Origin of the sequence: Pseudomonas sp. MF6394, assembly GCF_002018845.1 — a bacterium.
Lineage (GTDB): Bacteria > Pseudomonadota > Gammaproteobacteria > Pseudomonadales > Pseudomonadaceae > Aquipseudomonas > Aquipseudomonas lactis.
The window spans coordinates 20129-39850 of the sequence record NZ_MVOJ01000018.1 but is presented as its reverse complement, the minus strand read 5'-3'; the positions used below and the strand labels follow the sequence as shown (position 1 = coordinate 39850).

Sequence of the window (19722 nt, the reverse complement as noted above, 5' to 3'; positions counted from 1 at the left end):
CACCTGGAATATGCTGGCCGCTCCCTTCCTCCAGAACCTGGGCAGCCATGAATGACTTGAGCGACCAGGCCGTGCATTTCGGCCCCTACCGCATCCACCCGCGCCAGCGCCTGGTGCTGGAGGCCGGTCGCCCGCTGCGCCTGGGGCGGCGGGCGGTGGACATCCTGCTGATCCTGCTGGAGCACGCCGGCAATGTGGTGAGCAAACAGGAGTTGATCGCACGGGTCTGGCCCAAAAGTGTGGTGGAAGACGGCAACCTGCGGGTGCACATGGCGGCGTTGCGCAAGGCACTGGGTGACGGCCAGGCCGGGCAGCGCTATATCGTCACGGTCGCCCAGCGCGGCTACAGTTTTGTTGCGCCACTGAGCATCGAACCCATGACGCTGCCCACCGACGGTGCGCCCCAACGCCCCAGCCATAACCTGCCCCTGCGCCGCACACGCATGATCGGCCGCCAAGCGCTGATCGACGCCCTGGTGCAACAACTGCCGCAGCAACGTTTCATCACGCTGACCGGCGCCGGTGGCATCGGCAAGACTACCGTGGCCTTGCGCGTCGCCGAATTGCTGATCGGGCATTACCGCGACGGTATTCACCTGCTGGACCTGGCGCCGCTCAGTGCAGCGTCCATGATCCTGCCCAACCTGGCCGCCCTGCTCGGCCTGACACCGGGCGAAAATACGGCCCTGGCCAGCCTCGCCCGCAGCCTGCAGGCACGCCAGATGCTGCTGGTGATCGACAACTGCGAGCACCTGCTCGACGACATCGCCCTGATCAGTGAAACCCTGCTGCGCCATGCACCGCACCTGCACATCCTTACCACCAGCCGCGAAGCCCTGCGCGCCGAAGGTGAGTATGTGCAGCGCCTTGAACCACTGGCCTGCCCGCCCGCCACCGGCAACCGCGCCCAGGCCCTGGGTTACCCGGCCATGCAATTGCTGATCGAGCGCGCCATGTCCCACCAGGAGAGCTTTGCCCTGAGCGACGCTGAACTGCCCCTGGCGATTGATATCTGCCAGCGCCTGGACGGCATTCCTTTGGCCATCGAACTGGTGGCCGCGCAAATCGAACGGTTTGGCTTGCCGGGCCTGTTGGTGCAGATGGAAGACAACTTTCGCCTGCTGACCCGCGGACGACGCACTGCCCTGCCCCGCCAGCAGACCCTGCGCGCCACGCTCGACTGGAGCTTTGACCTGCTCACCGAGTGCGAACAAATCTGCCTGCGCCGCCTGGCGGTCTTCCGTGGCGGCTTCAGCCTGGTCAGCGCAGCGGCGGTGATCGCCGGGGAGCAAGTGGCCCCCGCCGAAGTGCTGGGCTCCATCACGCAACTGGTGGCCAAGTCGTTGTTGAATGTGGAGGCCAGCGATGACGAAATGGTCTATCGCCTGCTGGACATCACCCGCACCTATGCCCTGGAAAAGCTCAGCCAGGCCTGCGAGCTGCATGCCACGCGAGAGCGCCACGCTGCACGCTGCCTGGCGCTGATGGAACAGGCCCAGGGCGACTGGGACTTGATCGCCACGCAGCCGTGGATCGACCGCTATGCACCGCTGCGCGAAGACGTGCGCGCCGCTCTCGACTGGGGCTTTGCCGATGGCGGTGCGCAGTTGATGGCTATCCGCCTGACGGTCAGCGCAATGCCCCTGTGGCAAGAACTGTCGTTGCTGCGTGAACACGGCGGCTATGTGGACCAGGCGCTGGCGCTGATCGACCAGGTCACCGCGCCCTGCGCGCAATTGACTCTGCAACTGCAATTGGCCCTGGGCAGCCTGTCCTATCACGCCATGGGCGCTGCGCCTCGCACCATTGCAGCATTCGAAGGGGCCGCGCGCCTGGCCGAGGCGCGCCAGGATCGTGCCGGCCAGTTGCGTGCGGTCTCCGGGCTGATGGCGGTGAACCTGTGCGCCGGGCGCTACGGCCCAGCGCAGGAGCTGAGTGTGCAGTTCGAACGTCTCGACCCACGCAACGAGCCGTTGCTGGACCTGAGCGCCCAGCGGCTGCGTGCGCTGGGCCAGCATTACACCGGTAACCAGGCCCTTGCGCGGCACCACGCCGAGCAGGTGCTGCAGCGTATGTCCCAAAGCGGTCACGTGAACCGCTTTGCCCTCGGGGTTGGCGTGCAATACGACCAGAGCGTTGCCTCCTTGACCGTGCTGGCGCGAATCCTGTGGTTGCAAGGCTTTGCCGATCGCGCCTGGCGCACCGCCAGCCAGGCATTGGAGTTGGCGCTGCAGATCAACCATGGCACCTCGATCTGCTACACCCTGGCCCTGGCTGGGGTGGTGATCGCCCGCTACAACGGCGCCGAAGACGACGCCCAAGCCCTGCAACGGCTGCTGCTGGAGCAGTCGCACCAGCATTCGGTGCAGTTGTTCCAGACCTGGGCCGGGCATTACGCCGGTATTCTTGGCCACCCGGATTGGCAAGGCCTGGGCCTGATCCAGGACACCTTGATCACCTTCGGTACCCATGCGGTGGATGCGCCCACCCTGGAGCGCGCGCGCAGTGGCGCGGCGGGCTGGTGCGCCCCGGAGATTGTGCGGGTGTACGCCTTGCAGCTAGAGGATGAGCACGCCGCCGAAGCCCTGCTGCTGGAAGCGCTAGGCCTGGCGCACCAGCAAGGTGCCCTGGCCTGGGAGCTGCGCTGCGGCGAATCCCTGGCGCAATTGTGGCAACAGCAGGGGCGCATTCAGCTCGCCAGGGATTTGCTCGGTTCAATCCATGCACGCTTCAGCGAAGGCTTCGACACCCAGGATCTACTGCGCGTGCGCTGCCTGCTCGACGAGTTGCAGGACAAACGGCCGGCCTGAGAACGCGCCCAGGCAAGGCGCGTAGCCTTGCTGCAAACGCTCGACCTGACGCGGGTCGCGCAGTTGCCCCAAAGCGTAGCTGCGCACACAGTTGAGCAGCCGATAGCGCGCTGGGCCCAGGCCGGGCTCGACGCTCAGCAACGAGACGTTGACCAGGCGTGCCAGCAGGTAAGACAGGTCGGCATGTTCAAGCTCGGTACCGGCCACCATGTCACTCAGGCCAGGTAAGGTGACCGCCATCTTGAACAGGCTCAATTGCAGAAACAGCCAGCACTCCGGCAGGCTCAGGCGCTCGTAGCTCCAATCCAGGGCCGCGGTGAGTGAGCGATGACGCTCCACCGCCGTGCGCCGACCTCGGGCCAGCACTTGCAAGCCCGTGCGCACTTGCATTTGCACACCGCCGATGCCCAACGCATCCACCTGGGCGGCCGCCAATTCCAGGGCTAGCGGCAGGCCGTCCAGGCGCCGACACAGGTCGCGCAGCGGCGCCAAATCCTGGGGCCGCAAATTAAACCCCTGCTGATTGGCACGCGCGCGCGCCACGAACAGTTGCACCGCAGGACAGGCCATCGCCTGTTCGACATTGGCCGACGGCGACGGCACCGCCAGCCGAGGCACGCGCAGCACCCACTCGCCAGGGGCCAGCAAGGCTTCGCGGCTGGTGATCAGCACGCTGATGCCAGGCGCCGTCGCGCGCAGCGCACGCAGTAGCTGTCGGCATGCGCCCAGCAGCAGGTCGGCGCCGTCGAGTATCAGCAGCAACTGGCGCGAGGCCAGGCGCCGGCCCAGTTCGTTGAAACTATCGGGCGTCGAATGCAACTGCAGTACCCTGGCGAGGCTGCCGAGCAGTTCGCTCGGCGCTTGCACAACGGCCATGTCGAGCCACCATACCCCGTCGCGATAACGCGGCAATGCCCGCTCGGCCAGGGCCAGGGCGAGTGTGCTCTTGCCAATGCCGGCCACGCCGGTGAGGGTCAACAACCGCTGCACGGCCAAACGCCGCGCCAGCACGCCCACCAGTGCATCGCGCCCCCACACCGGGCTCAGCCGCGCCGCCAGGTTGTGCTGAGGCAACGGCGTCGGCAGCGCGTCCTGCGCAGGCGCAGCGAAGCAGTAACCGCGCTGGGGGTGATTGAGGAGCCAGCGTTGGCCGTCCAGGGCGCGACGCAATGCGGCAATGTGCACGCGCAGGTTGCTCTCTTCGACGACGCTGTTGGGCCACACCCGCTCGATCAAGGTCGCCTTGCTGATGAAATGCCCGGGCGCTTCGAGCAGTACCGCAAGAATATCCAAGGCTCGCCCGCCCAGCGGTACCGGCCAGCCGGCCTTACTGACCAGGCGCTGCTGCCGATGAAAGGTGTAGGGGCCAAAGCTCACCGCCGTAGCATTTTGCATGTCCGTCACAGCGCTGAAACACCCGTGCTTGAGTGCCTGCGCATCCTTTTTCCATGGGCTCGACGCTATCTTGCCAGTTGGCGATGACAGGACAATGCTGGCACGGGGAGCGATACGGACAATCGGGTGCCTGAGACGGACATGCTGTCGTTAACTGAACTGTTGTCGGTATTGGGTAGGGTTCAAACCGAGCTTTTCGCTGAACAGAAAGCGCATATGCCGCACGCTGCCAAAGCCTGCGTGGAAGGCCACGGTCTTGAGCGGCAGGTCGGTGGTTTCCAGCAAGTGCCGGGCCCGGTCGATACGCGCGCCTTGCAGGAACGCCATGGGCGTCATCTGCACGTCCTTGGCGAACAGCCGCGCAAAGTGGCGCGCGCTCATGCCTGCCAGCTCGGCCATGGACTCGATGGTAAAGGGTTGATCCAGATGCGCCAGCACGTGGTTCTGCACGCGGGTGATCGGGGTCTCTTGGGGCGCCACGGCAGCAGTCATCGGGCTGAACTGGGCCTGGCCGCCCTGGCGTTTCATCACCACCAGCAGCACCTTGGCCACATCCACCGCCACTTGCTTGCCGTGGTCCTGGGCGACGACCGACAGGGCCAGGTCGATACCTGCGGTGACGCCGCCAGAGGTGATCAGGCGCCCGTCCTGCAAATAGATGCGATCGGTCTCGACAATGGCGTTGGGAAACGCCTTGATCAACCGCTCGGTGTAGTGCCAATGGGTGGTCACGCGGTGCCCGTCGAGCAAGCCTGCGTGGCCGAGCACAAAAGCGCCGGTGCAGATCGAGCCAAAACGCCGAGCCCGTGGCGCCGCCGCTTTGAGCCAGGGCAACAACGCGGGATGGCATTCGTTATAGGCGCCGGGGCCGCCGGGCACCAACAGCAGGTCATAGGCCGCCTGGGCCTGTTCCAACAGCAGATCGGTCTGCACGCTCACGCCGTTGGAGGCCCGCAACGGGCCGGGCTCGGTGCCGACGGTCAGGATCTGGTAGTGATCGGCCGCCGGCAGATAGCGGTTGGCAATCGAAAACACTTCCAGCGGCCCGGCCATGTCGAGCAGCAGGAAGTCCGGGAACAGCGCCATGGCCACGGTTTTCATAAGCGGGAAATGTCCATCGAGAAGGAGTGCGGCGGGCATTATGGCACGACTTTAACTGTCAACCTGAAAGAGACAGTTATTCTATTTTCATCTTATTAATCAATCATTCGTTAACCATTAACCTTCTTCTCAACGCAAGCGCCCTGCATCTCGCAGCCCGCGCTCACTTGAGGACTGGACCATGCTGACCCTTCGCAAAGCTTCCGAACGCGGCGCCGCCAATCACGGTTGGTTGAAGTCGTTCCACACCTTCTCTTTTGCCAACTACTGGAACCCCAAGGAACAGGGTTTTTCCGACCTGCTGGTGATCAACGATGACCGCGTCGCCGCAGGCAAAGGCTTCGGCCAGCACCCGCACCGCGACATGGAAATCTTCTCCTACGTGCTCGAAGGCGCGCTGGAGCACAAGGACACCCTGGGCACCGGCTCAGTGATCCGCCCTGGCGATGTGCAACTGATGAGCGCCGGCAGCGGCGTGGCCCACAGCGAGTTCAACCACAGCCAGCGTCATGGCGTGCACTTCCTGCAAATCTGGATCGTGCCCAACGAAGCCGGCGCCAAGCCGCGCTATCAGCAGGAGCACTTCACCGAAGCGCAAAAACGTGGGCGCTTGCAGTTGATCATCTCGCCGGAGGGCGCCAACGGTTCGCTGAAAGTGCGCCAGGACGCACGGGTGTATGCCGGGCTGTTCGACGCTGACGAAAGTGCCCGCCTGGAGCTGGCACCGGATCGCTACGCCTACATCCATGTGGCGCGCGGCAGCGTTGAACTCAACGGCCAGCGCTTGCAGGAAGGCGACGGTGTACGCGTACGGGACGAACGCCAGATCCGCCTGAGCCACGGCGAAGACGCTGAAGTACTGGTGTTTGACCTGCGCCCCAACGAACTGCCGCAAATGCCATGACGGCCGCAGTGATGGTCCCGCCAGCGGGACCATCGTTGGCATCGATAGTCACCATCAGCGCAATGAAGTTCTCTAAAAAAATGCAACGCGTAACATCAAACCCATGCCAAACGGCACCCAACTAAAACACTCGGAGCACATCATCATGAAACGCCAACTCTTGCTTAGCCTCGCTTTCTCGGTACTCGCTGCAAACGCTTTTGCCCACCCGGTTGTCGCTGAAGGCGGCGCGGATCGCCTGATAGAAACCCGTGTTGCCGAAGGTGGCGCGGATCGTCTGCAAGAACGCGGTTTGGCTGAAGGCGGTGCTGATCGCCTGCAAGAACGCGGTCTGGCTGAAGGCGGTGCTGATCGCCTGCAAGAACGCGGTCTGGCTGAAGGCGGTGCTGATCGCCTGCAAGAACGTGGCCTGGCTGAAGGCGGAGCGGATCGCCTGCAAGAACGCGGTCTGGCTGAAGGCGGTGCTGATCGCTTGCAGGAACGTGGCCTGGCTGAAGGCGGTGCCGAGCGCTTGCTGAGCACCCACGTATAACCCCGCACTGTTGGCGGGACACCCCAAACCGGCCTGATCAGCCGGTTTTTTTTCGTCTTCAATTTCTATCACACCACCCCCCGTAACCACGATGCGAAGCGAGCCGCTCTTGATCTTGATCTGCTTTTGATCTCAGGCGCCCCGTTAAACCACGCTGGCCGGAATTCGACAGGGATTTGGGGGGTAAACCGGCAGGGATGCCGGTTTAGCCGCCCCGCGCCATGGATGGCGCGTGGCGGCGGCCCCCCAAATCACTGGCGGATTGCGGGCACACCGAGCCCAAGCGAGGTGCCGAGTGGTGGGGCGAGGACCTTTTGGTTACTTTTGGGTCCTTCCAAAAGTGACCCGCTGTCAGAGCGGAACCCTAGGTGGCCGTTACCGCAGGAATGGATATGTACACGCTCCAACTGTGTTGACTGTCAGGCCGCCTTCGCGAGCAAGCCCGCTCCCACAGTTGGATCTTGGGGTGTCAGGTAGAGGGGTGTCGACCGGCAGGCCGTCATCGCAGGCAAGCCAGCTCCCACATTTGGACTGCGGGGTGTCAGGTAGAGAGGTGTCGGCTGACAGGCTCCCACAGTTGGATCACGGGCCAGTCAGAAACTTCTTGCGATACGCCGCCGGCAGCATCCCCACCCGCTGCTGAAACAACCGCCTAAACGAATTACTGTCCTCATAACCCACCGCATACGTAATGCTATCGAGCGTCATCCGTGTCGACTCAAGCATCTGCTTGGCACGCTCCAGACGCAGGCTCTGCAGATAACCAATCGGCGTACACCCCGTGGCCTCCTTGAAGCGCCGCTTGAAATTACGCACCCCAAAGCCAAAGCGCTGGGCAACCTCGTCGATCACCAATGACTGCGCAAAGTGTTGCTCCAACCAATGCTGCACACGCAGGATCTGCGCGTCACCGTGGCTCTTGGGCAGCGACCACATCGCGTAGGCCGACTGCTCAGTGCGCCCAGCATCGATCAGCAAATACTTGCCGCAGGTATGAGCCAGCTCCGGCGAACCGAAACGGCGGACCAGCTGCAGCATCAAATCCATCGCTGCCGTAGCGCCGCCACAGGTGATCAGGCGATTGTCTTCGCAGAAGATCTGCCCCTCATCCAGGCTGACCTGGGCATACCGACGCCGGAAAAACCCGGCAAATGCCCAGTGAGTCGTCGCACGCAAGCCGTGCAATAACCCCGTCTCGGCCAGCATGAAGGCCGCCGTGCACATCGAAGCCAACACAGCGCCCTGCCCATGCTGCTCACGCAACCAGGGGCCGTAAGCGGCGAACGTCGGCAGGGCTTCCTTGAGGGTAAAGAGAAAACCGGGAATCAGCACCAGGTCGGTGTGCGCGATCTGCGCCAGTGAACCGTGCACCTGCAGGCATTGCCCACCCCATACCGTCACCGGCTGGCCGTCCAGGGACGCGAGCGTCACCTCGAAGGGTGGGCTTTGCGCGAACAGATTGGCCGCACTGAGCATTTCCATGGCCAGGGTGGCACTGGCAGCGGAACACTGATCCGCCAGGAGCAAGGTGACATGCATGTAAAAACTCCGGCTTGCACTTTTCGCATGTAATAAGTCATTTACGCATCTACCTTAGCCGATTCCGCCCCCGTACAGTGCGGCCATTGATCAACTGTCTGGCGTTTTTATGAATCTCTGGTTTCGATTACTGCTCATGCTGTTGCGCCGCCCCTGGCGCAAACCGGTTCACGGCCTGGCCACCACGGTGGTGCGCATGCGCGTCTGGCCGCTGGACCTGGACCTGAACCGGCATGTCACCAATGGCCGGTATTTCACCCTGGCCGATGTGGCACGCATGGATTTTGTGCTGCGCACGGGCGCCTTTCGCGTGGCGCTACGTCACAAGGCTATGCCGATAGTCGGCGATACCTGGGGCAAGTTCCGTCGGGAATTGAAGCTGTTTGAGGCATTCGACGTGCACACCCGCATTCTCGGCTGGGACCACAAGTGGAACCTGATGGAGCACCGCTTTGTCAGCAATGGGCGGGTGGTCGGCGTGGTGGTGATGCGCGGGCTGTTTCGCTCCGCCAAGGGCACCCTGCCCCCGGCTGAATTTATTCGCGAACTGGGCTTGGACGACACTTCACCGCCGATGCCGCAATGGTTGAGCGACTGGGCACGCAGTTGCGATGAGATGAGTGCGCAATTGCGCGAGGAAGAGCAGGTTTAAAAACCCCGGCTAAGCCTCGCGTTTGAGCTTCAAATGCCGCGCATACCATGGCCGCTGCGGTACACGTTTGAACAGGCCCTTGAGCAGCTCTTCATCGGCACCGAAGGTAATGCGCAGGGCCAGCTTCATGATCTCCGGATCCATTTCCATCGAACGCCCCTGCTGCAGCCCCGGCGTGGTGCTGCAGCCGTGGGTGTCCGGGCCCAGCCACGGGTCACCTATTTCGACCCAGCGGCCTGGCGCGAACCAGGCCACGCCGTTGACTTCCAGTCGGCTCACCTCACCTGGGTTGAAGCGCTCGTGGGCACGAAACCAGTCTTCGATGCGGTCATCGATCCAGCCGTGAAAATGCCAGAACACCGGGTTTACATGGGATGAAAACGGGTCGCCCAGGAAGTCGTTCTCCGGCGCATACCAACGTGCGGCAAAGTCTGCGGGGTCACGGGCGAAGGGTACCGGGGCGCCGTTGGACGGGTCGCGGGGCACCGAGGCCCAGCGCATATGCAGCCAATCGTGCAGGCCCAGTTCCATTTCCGAGCCCAGTTGGCCCAGGCTCAACTTGGCCAGGTAGCGCGGATCGCGGTACTGGGATTCCCACACCTGAAAGTTGCTGTGGTAGGTCTCGGCCGCCTTGATATCGCTGACCCACTGGGTGTAGTCGGCGTCATCTGGCGCCGACCAACAGGGCGGCAGCGCGAAACCGTCGTGGTTGTCAAAGTAGCGCACAAATCCCAGGCGATCGCGCTCCAACGGCGGTTGCGGCTCGGGGAATTGCGGCCAGGACGGCAAGTCCTGCATGGAACGTGCGGTGCCGAGCATGTGGCGGTGCATGAAGAAGAAGTCGATGCCCGAACCATTGCGGTCCTTGCGCTTGCCACGGGCGTCGCGCTCTTGGCCACGGGGCCCGGGCTGCCAGCCGATGCCGCGCAGGGCCTCGCGTTTTTCTTCGGAGAGTTTGTGCCATTGGTCACGGGTGGCGTGCCAGAGTTGGTGAAACAGCCGGTGCTCGGGAGAAATCAGCCAGGCCAGCAAGGTCGGGTTGAGGCCGATGCGCTGGCGGGCTTCGGGAAACAGTTGTTTGTGGGCGATAAAACGGTTGTCGCGTTCGGTCAGCGCCAGGGGCCGCTCAAGGTCGAGGATGTGCCCGCTGAGGGTGGCGCTGCCGGCATTGCCGAAATCGGCCCAGACTTGATCCAGGGTCATCTTGAATTCATAGGCCGGCACGCCGCCGGCGGAATCACGGTCGATCAAGCGCCAATAGAGCACGGTGCCCTCGCCCGTCAGCAGGTCGCCCAAGACGCGGTAGCGCGGCTCGCCTTCAGCGCGCAGCTGCTCGGCGGTGTCCAGGTAACCGCGCAGGCCACGGCCACGGGGGGCGATGTCCAGCAGCAACTCCAGGCCTTGCAGCGGCAGGCCCGCAAGGCCGGCATCGCGGCCTTCCAGGCGCAGGCTCCAAACGCCCCGCAGGGTGTTCGCCAGGTGCCGGCCTTGGGTGTCGGCGAGGTCGACCGTGGCTTCGCCGGGGGTGATGGGAAACGCTTCTTCCCGTGTCAACTCGCGATGGGCATAAAAGGCCGCGGGCACGGCTGCACCGGTCAGCGCCAGGCCTGCGATGAACCCACGTCGAGAGATTGTCATTGGCTACCTTAGGAAACGGCTTGATCAGAGCTAGAACGTTTGCAGCCCGACGAAATTTACCGCCCTGCCCCCGCCACCTAAATTTTCCCCGCCATCGCTCGTTCCTCCCTGATAGCAAAGGCCTCAACTGACTGAGATGGCAATGACAAAATCACGTTCGAAAAAGGCGCTGTATATCGGCCTGCCGCTGGCCCTGGCTATCGGCGCCGGGGCGGGCTTGCTGGTCTGGGATCAGTGGTTCAAGGGCAACGCCGGCTACCCGCTGGAGGTGATCAAGCAGGCCAATGAAATGCAGGATCGCCTGTTGTCATTCGACAGCCACATCACCCTGCCCCTGGATTTCGGCACGGCGGGCAATGAGGCCGACAAGGATGGCAGCGGCCAGTTCGACCTGGCCAAGGCTGCCCGCGGCCGATGGTCGGGTGCCGCGCTGACGATCTTCGGCTGGCCGGAAATCTGGAACGGCGCCAACGCCCCGCACAAGCCCACCGATGGTTTTGTCGAGGAGGCCCGCCACGAACAGGAGGTGCGCTACAAGATCATCTCCGGCATGGTGCGTGACTTTCCCAACCAGGTGGGCATCGCCTATACCCCGGACGATATGCGGCGCCTGCACGGCGAAGGCAAGTTCGCGATCTTTATCAGCATGCTCAACGCCTACCCCCTGGGCAAAGACCTGAACCAGCTGGACTTATGGGCCGCACGCGGCATGCGCATGTTCGGCTTCAGCTACATCGGCAATAACGCCTGGTCCGACTCGTCGCGACCGCTGCCGTTTTTCAATGACTCCACCGACGCCCTCGAGGGCCTGTCGCCTATCGGCCAGCAAGCGGTGCATCGCCTCAATGACCTGGGAGTGATCATCGACGTGTCGCAGATGTCGACCAAGGCCCTGGAACAGGTCGCGCAGTTGAGCCGCACGCCGATGGTGGCGTCCCACTCGGCGCCACGGGCATCGGTGGACATCCCGCGCAACCTCAGTGACAAGGAACTGCAACTGATCAGGAACAGCGGTGGCGTGGTGCAAGTGGTGGGCTTCCCCGCCTACCTGCGCCCCTTGAGCCAGCCGACCCAGGACAAGCTCAACGTCCTGCGCGCACGCTTCGACCTGCCGCCACTGCCCAACCTGGCCATGGCCTTGATGCCCGGCGATGCAATCATTGCCGCCTGGCCCGAGCAACGCTTCGGCCAGTACGCCAGCGCGCTGTACGGCATTCTCGAGGAAGAACCCAAGGCCACCCTCAAGGACCTGGGCGATGCCATCGACTACACCGTGCGCAAGATCGGCATCGATCATGTCGGTATTGCCTCGGACTTCAACGACGGCGGCGGCCTCCAGGGCTGGGAGAACGTCGGCGAGGTGCGCAACGTCACCGCCGAACTGATCCAACGCGGCTACTCCGAAGCCGATATCGCCAAGCTGTGGGGAGGCAACTTCCTGCGGGTGTGGGAGCAGGTACAAAAATCCGCCAAGCCATTGGCCAATCGCTAACTACCATGAAGTAAGTCCATGACCGACCGCCGTACATTTCTCAAGCAGGCCGGCGTCTTTGCCGCGAGCCTGCCGCTGGGCACCGCATTGCTGCCTCAGGCAGTGGCCGCCGTTACGAACGACCCATGGACGGGATTGAAACAGCTGTTCAACCAGGACCCGAACTACCTGCACTTTTCCAACTTCCTGGTGGCCTCGCACCCAAGACCCGGGCGCGAAGCCATCGAGCGCTACCGCCAGCAGATCGACCGCAACCCCGGCCTGGCCATGGACTGGGACTTGCAGGAAACCTGGAAGCGTGAAGGCCAGGTACGCGAGTGGGCCGGCCGTTACCTGAACGCCAAACCGGCGCAGATCGCCCTCACCGGCAGCACATCCGAAGGGCTGGCGATGATCTACGGTGGGATCAAGGTGCGCGCCGACCAGGAAATCCTCACCACGGTGCATGAGCACTACGCCACCGCGTTCAGCCTGGATTTCAGGGTGCGCAAGGAGCGGACCCAGGTACGTAAAATACGCCTGTTCAAAACCCCCAATCAGGTCTCGGCCGATGAAGTGCTGGGCAACATCCAGCGTAACATTCGCCCCAACACCCGCGTGCTGGGCATGACCTGGGTGCAGTCCGGCAGCGGCGTGAAACTGCCCATCGGTGAGATCGGCAAGCTGGTGGACGAACACAATCGCAACCGTGACGAGCCAGATCGCCTGCTCTATATCGTCGATGGCGTGCACGGCTTCGGCGTGGAAGACCTCGACTTCCCAAGCATGCAGTGCGACTTCTTCATCGCCGGTACTCACAAGTGGATGTTCGGCCCGCGCGGCACTGGCCTGGTGTGCGCCCGCGAGACCGAAAACAAATACGTCACACCGATGATTCCGACCTTCTCCGAAGACAAGGACTTCGCCACGACCATGACGCCCGGTGGCTACCACGCCTTCGAGCATCGCTGGGCCGCCGATGAAGCCTTCAAGTTGCACCTGCAACTGGGCAAGGCGCCGGTGCAGGCACGTATCCATGCCCTCAACACCGAACTCAAGGACCAACTGCTGGCCCACCCGCAGATCGAACTGGTGACACCGCGCAGCCCCGAGCTGTCAGCGGGTTTCACCTTTTTTCGAGTCAAGGATCAGGACAGCGATGCCGTCGCGGCCTACCTGATGAAAAACCGCGTGGTGGTGGACGCAGTGGACCGTGACGTTGGCCCGGTGATTCGCACCTCACCGGGCCTGCTTAACAACTCCGATGAGATCCAGCGCTTCATGACCCTGCTGAGCCAGCGGCTATGACCCTTTTCCCTTTGAACGAGACGCCTTCATGACGCCATTCCGACTCAAACCGCTCACCGCATTGGCCCTCACTGCCCTGTGCGGCGCCCTGCTGCCCGGCCTGGCCCAAGCCGCCGCCCCCCAACCGGGCAAGGTGTTCAAAGACTGCAAGGACTGCCCGGAAATGGTGGTGTTGCCCGCCGGCACCTTCACCATGGGCACGCCCGAAGACGAAGTGGGCCGCGAGCCCGACGAAGGCCCGATGCATGAGGTGACCTTCGCCAAACCGTTCGCCATGAGCCGCTTCCATATCACCGCCGGCGAATGGGACAGCTACGTGCGCCAGACCGGGGTCAAGATCGCCAATGGCGACGACCGCCCCGGCCGTGAATGCATCGCCAGCAAGCCGCGCTACCCCCAGGGGCCACGTCAGCCGGCGGTGTGCATGGACATGGACGACATCAAGCAGTACGTGAGCTGGTTGTCGAAGAAGACCGGGCACACCTACCAAATGGTCAGCGAAGCCCAACGCGAATACGCCGCCCGCGCCGGCACCAGCGGCCCGTTCCCCTTCCCGTTCGACGAAGGCAAGGGCTACAGCATCGCCCAGCACGCCAACACCTACGGCCCGGCGGACGGCTACAGCTATTCGTCGCCCGTGGGCAGCTACCCACCGAATGCGTTTGGCATGTATGACATGCACGGCAACGTGTATGAGCGAGTGGCTGATTGCGAGCACCCGAACTACGTCGGCGCGCCGACGGATGGCAGTGCGTGGGTGGAGCCCAACTGCGAGGCCTACCAGATTCGCGGCAATGACTGGGGCGAGGCGCCGGTGTTTTCACGCTCGGGCAATCGCAACAACATCTACCCGCAAACGCGCGGGGATTGGATCGGTTTTCGGGTCGTGCGCGAACTCTAATACCTTGTAGGAGCGAGCTTGCTCGCGAAAAACTCACAGACGCCGCGCTTATTCAGGAAACGCAAGTAATCGTTGACGTTTTTCGCGAGCAAGCTCACTCCTACAGGGTTCAGCCTTGCTTGGCCAACAGCTCCAAGCCTTCATGCAGTGCCGGGAACAGGCTGTTGTTGAAGTTGTTCCAGCGCAGCTCAAGGATGGTGTCCTCGGGCGAAATCTCGGTCTTGAGCACGTCGTGGAACACCTCTCCCGAATCGATGCCGTTATCCACGTAGTGGAATGACGCACCCGTCCAATACAACGGTTCGCACGCCTGCGTCGCTTTGCTCGCCCAGTCGGTGATCGCCTGCCCACGTGCGCCGTACAGCGCATTCCAGGTGGCGTACGCCCCACGGCGTTCGTACGGCGACTCGAGGCGGGTGATGCCCGGATGAATGTTCATGATGCGCCGCGCAAACGGCGCACCCGGGCGCACCAGCTCGTCGAGGATCACCAGCAAACCATCCAGCACCACGATGTCAGCCTTCAACTCCACCAGGGTGTCATGCAGGCGACGCTCGAAATCCTGCTTGCCGGCGACATGTTCGGCGCTGCCCCGTGGCAGGCGGCGATAGGTCGACGGCACGCTCAGCAGCAGGTCATTGACCAACGTGCCCTGCACACGCAAATCCGCCGGGTACAGCCACTGGCGACCCGGCTGGTAAGCAAAGCCATAGTCCGCCACCAACTGCTGGTCCCGCGGGTTTTGCTCATCGTCGTCATACACCACGCCCACCAGGTTGTAAGCTTCGCCCAGCGGCGTGTCGTTGAGCGAGCCCACCAGAAACTCCAGCACCGATTTCATATAGCGCTCGTGGTCTTTATAGGCCACCGGCTGCCCCGCCTTGTCGGCGGCGGCATTTCTCAGGGACCAGACATACACCAGGTTCTTTTTCGTCATGTGTTTCGCTCTCGCTCAAAGGGCCACGCACGGCATTGATACGCGTGCGCCTACAGAACAAGAACGAACCAGGCCCCGGGTAATTTATCGCCCACGGCCACCGCCCGGCACGCCGCGCTAAATAGTCCCGCCACAGCTTCGTTTGTCATGGGTAAGGGTCTGTGTGCCCAGCCCCCTCTTTTTCACTTTCCGGGAAGTATTTATGACCGACCCCAAGCGCGGCGCCTTCAAAGGTTTGCTCGCATTGCTCAGGCCCTTTCGCACTATCGTGACGGTCTCCGTCGCCCTTGGCATGGCGGGCGGCCTGGCCATTACCTTGCTGTTGGCGACGATTAACACTGCGCTGCATTCGTCTACCGGCATGACACAGGGGGTAATCCTGACCTTTGCTGCACTTTGCCTACTGGCCCTGACCAGCTCGATCGTTTCCGATATCGGCACCAACTACGTCGGACAACGGATCATTGCCGCCCTGCGCAAAGATCTCGGCGAAAAAGTCCTGTCAGCACCCATTGAACAGATTGAACAGTATCGTTCCCATCGCCTTATCCCGGTACTGACGCACGACGTCGATACCATCAGCGACTTTTCCTTTGCCTTCACCCCACTGGCCATCGCTACGACCGTGACCCTGGGCTGCCTTGGCTACCTGGCATACCTGTCGGTACCGATGTTCCTGATGATGGTGGTGGCAATCATCATTGGCAGCAGCGTGCAGTTCATTGCCGGCGCAAAAGGCATTCGTGGCTTCGACGAGGCCCGCGATCAAGAAGACGAGCTGCAACGCTATTATTCGGCGATCGCCTCAGGCGCCAAGGAGCTGCGTATCCATCGGCCACGCCGCTACCGCATGAACACTCACCGCATCCAGGAAACCGCCGACCGCATCAGCGATATTCAGGTGCGTTCGGTGAACATCTATATAGTCGCCAAAACCTTCGGCTCGATGCTGTTCTTCGTCGTCATCGGCCTGGCCCTGGCAATGCAAGCCTACAATCCGAATCCAGACCCGGCGGTGATTACCGGTTTCGTGCTGGTGCTGCTGTACATGAAGGGTCCGCTGGAACATGTGGTGGGTTACCTGCCGATCATCGGCAAGGCGCGCATTGCGTTTGCACGCATTACCGAACTGTCCGAACGCTTTTCCTCCCCCGAGCCGCACTTGCTGATGGACGGCAGCGAAGCGCCAATACCCGTGGTGCACAGCCTGGAATTGCGCGGTGTGAGCTACAGCCCGCCGCCAGTGGAAGGCAGCCAGCCGTTCCACCTGGGGCCGATCAACCTGAACATCAAGCAGGGCGATATCGTGTTTATCGTCGGCGAAAACGGCTGTGGCAAGACCACCCTGATCAAGCTGTTGCTGGGCCTGTATCAACCCCACGCCGGCGAAATCCGCCTCAACGGCGAAACCGTGACCGACCCGGCACGCGACGACTACCGACAACTATTCACCACGGTATTCGCCGACTACTACTTGTTCGATGACTTGGTCCAAGGCAGCGCCACTCAATCGCTGGACAGTGCCGCAAGGTACCTTGAGCGCCTGGAAATCGCGCACAAGGTCAGCGTCAAGGACGGCGTGTTCAGCACCACCGACCTCTCCACTGGCCAGCGCAAACGCCTGGCACTTGTGAATGCCTGGCTGGAAGAGCGCCCCGTGCTAGTGTTCGACGAATGGGCGGCCGACCAGGACCCAGCCTTTCGCCGCGTGTTCTATACGGAGCTGCTGCCGGACCTCAAACGCCTGGGCAAGACCATCATTGTGATCAGTCATGACGATCGCTATTTCGATATTGCAGACCAGTTGGTGCGCCTGAGTGCGGGGAAAATCGTCACTGAACTGGAGCCGGCATAAATTTTTCCGGTTTAGGTGAGTGGGAACGTCTCATATGCATCAATGAGAATTAACCGCATTAAGCACTCCTCTGCCAACACTTAAAAAGAGAACAATCCATGCCAGTACGGCTTGCCCTCAGCCCCTTGAGCGCCGCAGTATCCATGCGGCGGGCCTTGAAATTAAACGTTTTGCCCAGCGCCCTGGCCCTTGCGGTCAGCCTGCCGGTGGCGGGCTATGTCCAGGCGCAAGAGTTCGAATTGAACATCCCGGCGCAACCTTTGAGCACGGCATTGCAGGTATTCGGTCAACAGGCCGATCTGCAGATTCTATACAGCCCGGACATGGTTAAAGACAAACACAGCAGCGCCGTCAACGGCAAGATGGATCCCGTGGCCGCCATCGAGCGCCTCCTGGCAGGGACGGGTGTCAGTTACAGCCTGCAAGGCAGCTCGATGATCATCAATGCCCCAAGCGCCGCCACAGACGCTTTGCAACTGGGGGCTACCCAGATCAATGCCAACCAATTGGGCACCATTACCGAAGGCTCCGGTTCTTATACGCCGGGCACTATCGCGACCGCCACCAAGATGGTGCTGACGCCGCGTGAGACGCCTCAGTCGATTTCAGTGGTTACTCGCCAGACTATGGATGACTTCGGTCTGAACGGCATTGACGATGTGATGCGCCACACCCCGGGTATTACCGTCTCCACGTTCGACAGCGAACGAACCAACTACTATTCCCGGGGCTTCCCGATCCAGAACTTCCAGTACGATGGCGTGCCAACAACGCGTAACGAAGGTTACTCGGCCGGCCAGACGTTGAGCGATATGGCAATCTATGACCGCGTCGAAGTCCTCAAGGGCACTACGGGCCTGATGACCGGCGCCGGTGGCCCTGGCGGCACCATCAACCTGGTACGCAAGAAGCCTACCGCTGAGTTCCAGGGACATGTGAGCCTCGGCGCTGGGTCGTGGGACAATTATCGTTCAGAGCTGGACGTGGGCGGCCCGCTGACCGAAAGCGGCAACGTTCGCGGACGCGCCGTGGTCGCCTATCAGGACAAGCATTCGTTCATCGATCACTATGAACGCAAGACCAATGTCTACTACGGCATCCTTGAGTTCGACCTGACCCCGGATACCCTGCTGACCATTGGCGCCGACTACCAGAACAATGACCCCAAGGGCTCGAGCTGGTCGGGGAGCCGTTCACTGTTTGATGGCATGGGTAACGACATCAAGTTCGACCGAGGCTACAACAACGGTCCTAAATGGAGCAGTTGGGGTCAATACAGCCGCAGTGTATTCGCGACCCTGGAACATGCCTTGGATAACGGTTGGATCGCCAAGGCCAACTACAGCAACCAGCTCAATGGCTATAACGCGCCGCTGGGGTACGCATCCCCTATTTCGGGCACTACCGACAGAGCGTCGGTCTACGGCTCCAAGTTCACCGGCAAGACCATCAGCAACAACGCAGACTTCTACCTGTCCGGGCCGTTCAGCCTGGGTGGGCGTGAACATCAATTGGTTGTCGGCTCTTCAGTCTCGCGCTCGCACTGGGAAGGCAATGACTATTACGGCTACGAAGCGACTTACAGGGACAGCAACAACTTCCCCCTCTATGAGTGGGACGGTGACAGCCTGGAGCCGGCCTGGGGCCCTGCCCACGAGAAAGACGATATCACCCGTCAGGCGGCCGTCTACTTCTCTACACGCCTGAGCCTCACCGACGACCTGTCCCTGCTGCTTGGTTCACGCTTGACCGACTACCGAGTAACCGGCACCAACGACTCGCGTGAGACCGGCAAGCTCATCCCTTATGCGGGCCTGGTGTACGACCTCAACGAAAATTTCTCGTTGTACGGCAGCTACACCTCCATCTTCATGCCACAACAGTTGCGGCCAGATCGCAATAACAAAATGGTCGAACCGGACGAAGGCGAAAACTATGAACTGGGGGTGAAGGGCGAATTCTATGATGGCCGCCTGAACGCCAGCCTCGCCTACTTCGAGATTCACGAGTCGAATCGGGCCGAGGAAGACACCGAGTACAACAACAACATGCCCGCCAACTCGCCTGTCGAGTGGGCCTACAAAGGCGTCCAGGCGACGACCAAGGGATATGAGGCCGAGATCTCCGGTGAACTGCTGCCTGGATGGCAAGTGCAGGCCGGCTACACCCACAAAGTGATCCGCGATGACGATGGCAAGAAGTTCTCTACCTGGGAGCCTCAGGACCAGCTCAACTTCTACACCAGCTACAAGTTCACCGGCGCGCTCGACAAACTCACCCTCGGCGGCGGTGCTCGTTGGCAGGGAGAGGCCTGGCAAGATGTCTATAACAGAGGCAAAAGTGCCACTCAACGGTTCTCCCAAGACCCATACTGGCTGGTTGACGCCATGGCACGCTACCAAATCAGCAAAAACCTGTCCGCCACGATCAACGTCAACAACGTGTTCGACAAGCGCTATTACACCAACATTGGTTTCTACACATCGTCATACTCCGGCGACCCACGCAACGTTATGCTGTCGACCCGCTGGGACTTCTGACCTGGCTGGTTGAACATCCGCAACACCCAACACCCTGCGCAGGCCGAACCTTCCCAGGGTGTTTTTTTAGGTGTTGGCGGCCTTGTACTTGCCACAAAAAAGCCCCAGGACACTCTACGCGGCCTGGGGCTTTTTGCTC

14 protein-coding genes are annotated in these 19722 nt (G+C 61.9%); 9 read left to right on the top strand and 5 right to left on the bottom strand.

Annotation, left to right across the window (positions count from 1 at the left end):
- Positions 1-47: 47 nt before the first annotated feature.
- Positions 48-2810, top strand: a complete 2763-nt coding sequence (locus MF6394_RS18810) for an ATP-binding protein (RefSeq protein WP_047711089.1) — start codon at positions 48-50, stop codon at positions 2808-2810.
- On the opposite strand, the gene MF6394_RS18805 is transcribed toward MF6394_RS18810, so the two are convergent.
- Together MF6394_RS18805 and MF6394_RS18800 are read right to left on the bottom strand one after the other, a co-directional pair.
- Entirely contained in the window at positions 2757-4205 is a 1449-nt protein-coding gene (locus MF6394_RS18805) for a winged helix-turn-helix domain-containing protein (RefSeq protein ID WP_078467264.1), read from the bottom strand. The two genes, MF6394_RS18810 and MF6394_RS18805, sit on opposite strands and share 54 nt — an antisense overlap.
- Positions 4206-4355: 150 nt before the next feature.
- Positions 4356-5306 carry a GlxA family transcriptional regulator gene (locus MF6394_RS18800; RefSeq protein ID WP_044269571.1) on the bottom strand — a complete coding sequence of 317 codons (951 nt, stop codon included), beginning with the start codon at positions 5304-5306 and terminating at the stop codon, positions 4356-4358.
- Between the two features lie 181 nt (positions 5307-5487).
- Here MF6394_RS18800 and MF6394_RS18795 point away from each other — a divergent pair, with 181 nt between their 5' ends.
- Positions 5488-6210 carry a pirin family protein gene (locus MF6394_RS18795; RefSeq protein WP_034127388.1) on the top strand — a complete coding sequence of 241 codons (723 nt, stop codon included), beginning with the start codon at positions 5488-5490 and terminating at the stop codon, positions 6208-6210.
- A 145-nt stretch (positions 6211-6355) separates the two neighbouring features.
- Positions 6356-6742: a hypothetical protein gene (locus MF6394_RS35035; protein WP_078467263.1), complete on the top strand. Its 387-nt coding sequence runs from the start codon at positions 6356-6358 to the stop codon at positions 6740-6742.
- Between the two features lie 582 nt (positions 6743-7324).
- On the opposite strand, the gene MF6394_RS18780 is transcribed toward MF6394_RS35035, so the two are convergent.
- Positions 7325-8281 carry a GlxA family transcriptional regulator gene (locus MF6394_RS18780; RefSeq protein WP_078467262.1) on the bottom strand — a complete coding sequence of 319 codons (957 nt, stop codon included), beginning with the start codon at positions 8279-8281 and terminating at the stop codon, positions 7325-7327.
- 109 nt (positions 8282-8390) lie between these two features.
- On the opposite strand from MF6394_RS18780, the gene MF6394_RS18775 reads away from it, so the two are divergent.
- Positions 8391-8933, top strand: coding sequence for a thioesterase family protein (locus MF6394_RS18775; RefSeq protein WP_044274483.1), 543 nt, complete (start codon positions 8391-8393; stop codon positions 8931-8933).
- 9 nt (positions 8934-8942) lie between these two features.
- Here the strand turns inward: MF6394_RS18775 and pvdP are convergent, their stop codons facing one another.
- Complete coding sequence (gene pvdP, locus MF6394_RS18770) at positions 8943-10571, bottom strand: pyoverdine maturation tyrosinase PvdP (protein WP_078467261.1); 1629 nt, start codon at positions 10569-10571, stop codon at positions 8943-8945.
- 142 nt (positions 10572-10713) lie between these two features.
- On the opposite strand from pvdP, the gene pvdM reads away from it, so the two are divergent.
- Genes pvdM through pvdO form a run of 3 tightly spaced genes read left to right on the top strand, consistent with a single transcriptional unit; the run spans position 10714 to position 14251 of the window.
- Complete coding sequence (gene pvdM, locus MF6394_RS18765; protein WP_078467260.1) at positions 10714-12063, top strand: pyoverdine-tailoring dipeptidase-like protein PvdM; 1350 nt, start codon at positions 10714-10716, stop codon at positions 12061-12063.
- Between the two features lie 18 nt (positions 12064-12081).
- A complete protein-coding gene (gene pvdN / locus MF6394_RS18760) occupies positions 12082-13350 on the top strand; it encodes a pyoverdine-tailoring periplasmic protein PvdN (RefSeq protein ID WP_078467259.1) in 1269 nt (422 codons plus the stop codon).
- A gap of 28 nt (positions 13351-13378) precedes the next feature.
- Positions 13379-14251, top strand: a complete 873-nt coding sequence (pvdO, locus tag MF6394_RS18755; protein WP_069557757.1) for a dihydropyoverdine dehydrogenase — start codon at positions 13379-13381, stop codon at positions 14249-14251.
- 109 nt (positions 14252-14360) lie between these two features.
- Here pvdO and MF6394_RS18750 read toward each other — a convergent pair whose 3' ends face one another.
- Positions 14361-15188 (bottom strand): N(5)-hydroxyornithine transformylase PvdF, encoded by an 828-nt coding sequence (locus MF6394_RS18750; RefSeq protein WP_044274493.1) that lies wholly within the window; start codon positions 15186-15188, stop codon positions 14361-14363.
- 202 nt (positions 15189-15390) lie between these two features.
- Between MF6394_RS18750 and MF6394_RS18745 the strand changes: the two genes are divergently transcribed.
- Together MF6394_RS18745 and MF6394_RS18740 are read left to right on the top strand one after the other, a co-directional pair.
- Positions 15391-17043 (top strand): cyclic peptide export ABC transporter, encoded by a 1653-nt coding sequence (locus tag MF6394_RS18745; protein WP_044274496.1) that lies wholly within the window; start codon positions 15391-15393, stop codon positions 17041-17043.
- Positions 17044-17141: 98 nt separating this feature from the next.
- On the top strand, positions 17142-19583 hold the full coding sequence (locus MF6394_RS18740) for a TonB-dependent siderophore receptor (protein ID WP_003191933.1): 2442 nt from the start codon (positions 17142-17144) through the stop codon (positions 19581-19583).
- The last annotated feature ends 139 nt before the right edge of the window (positions 19584-19722 follow it).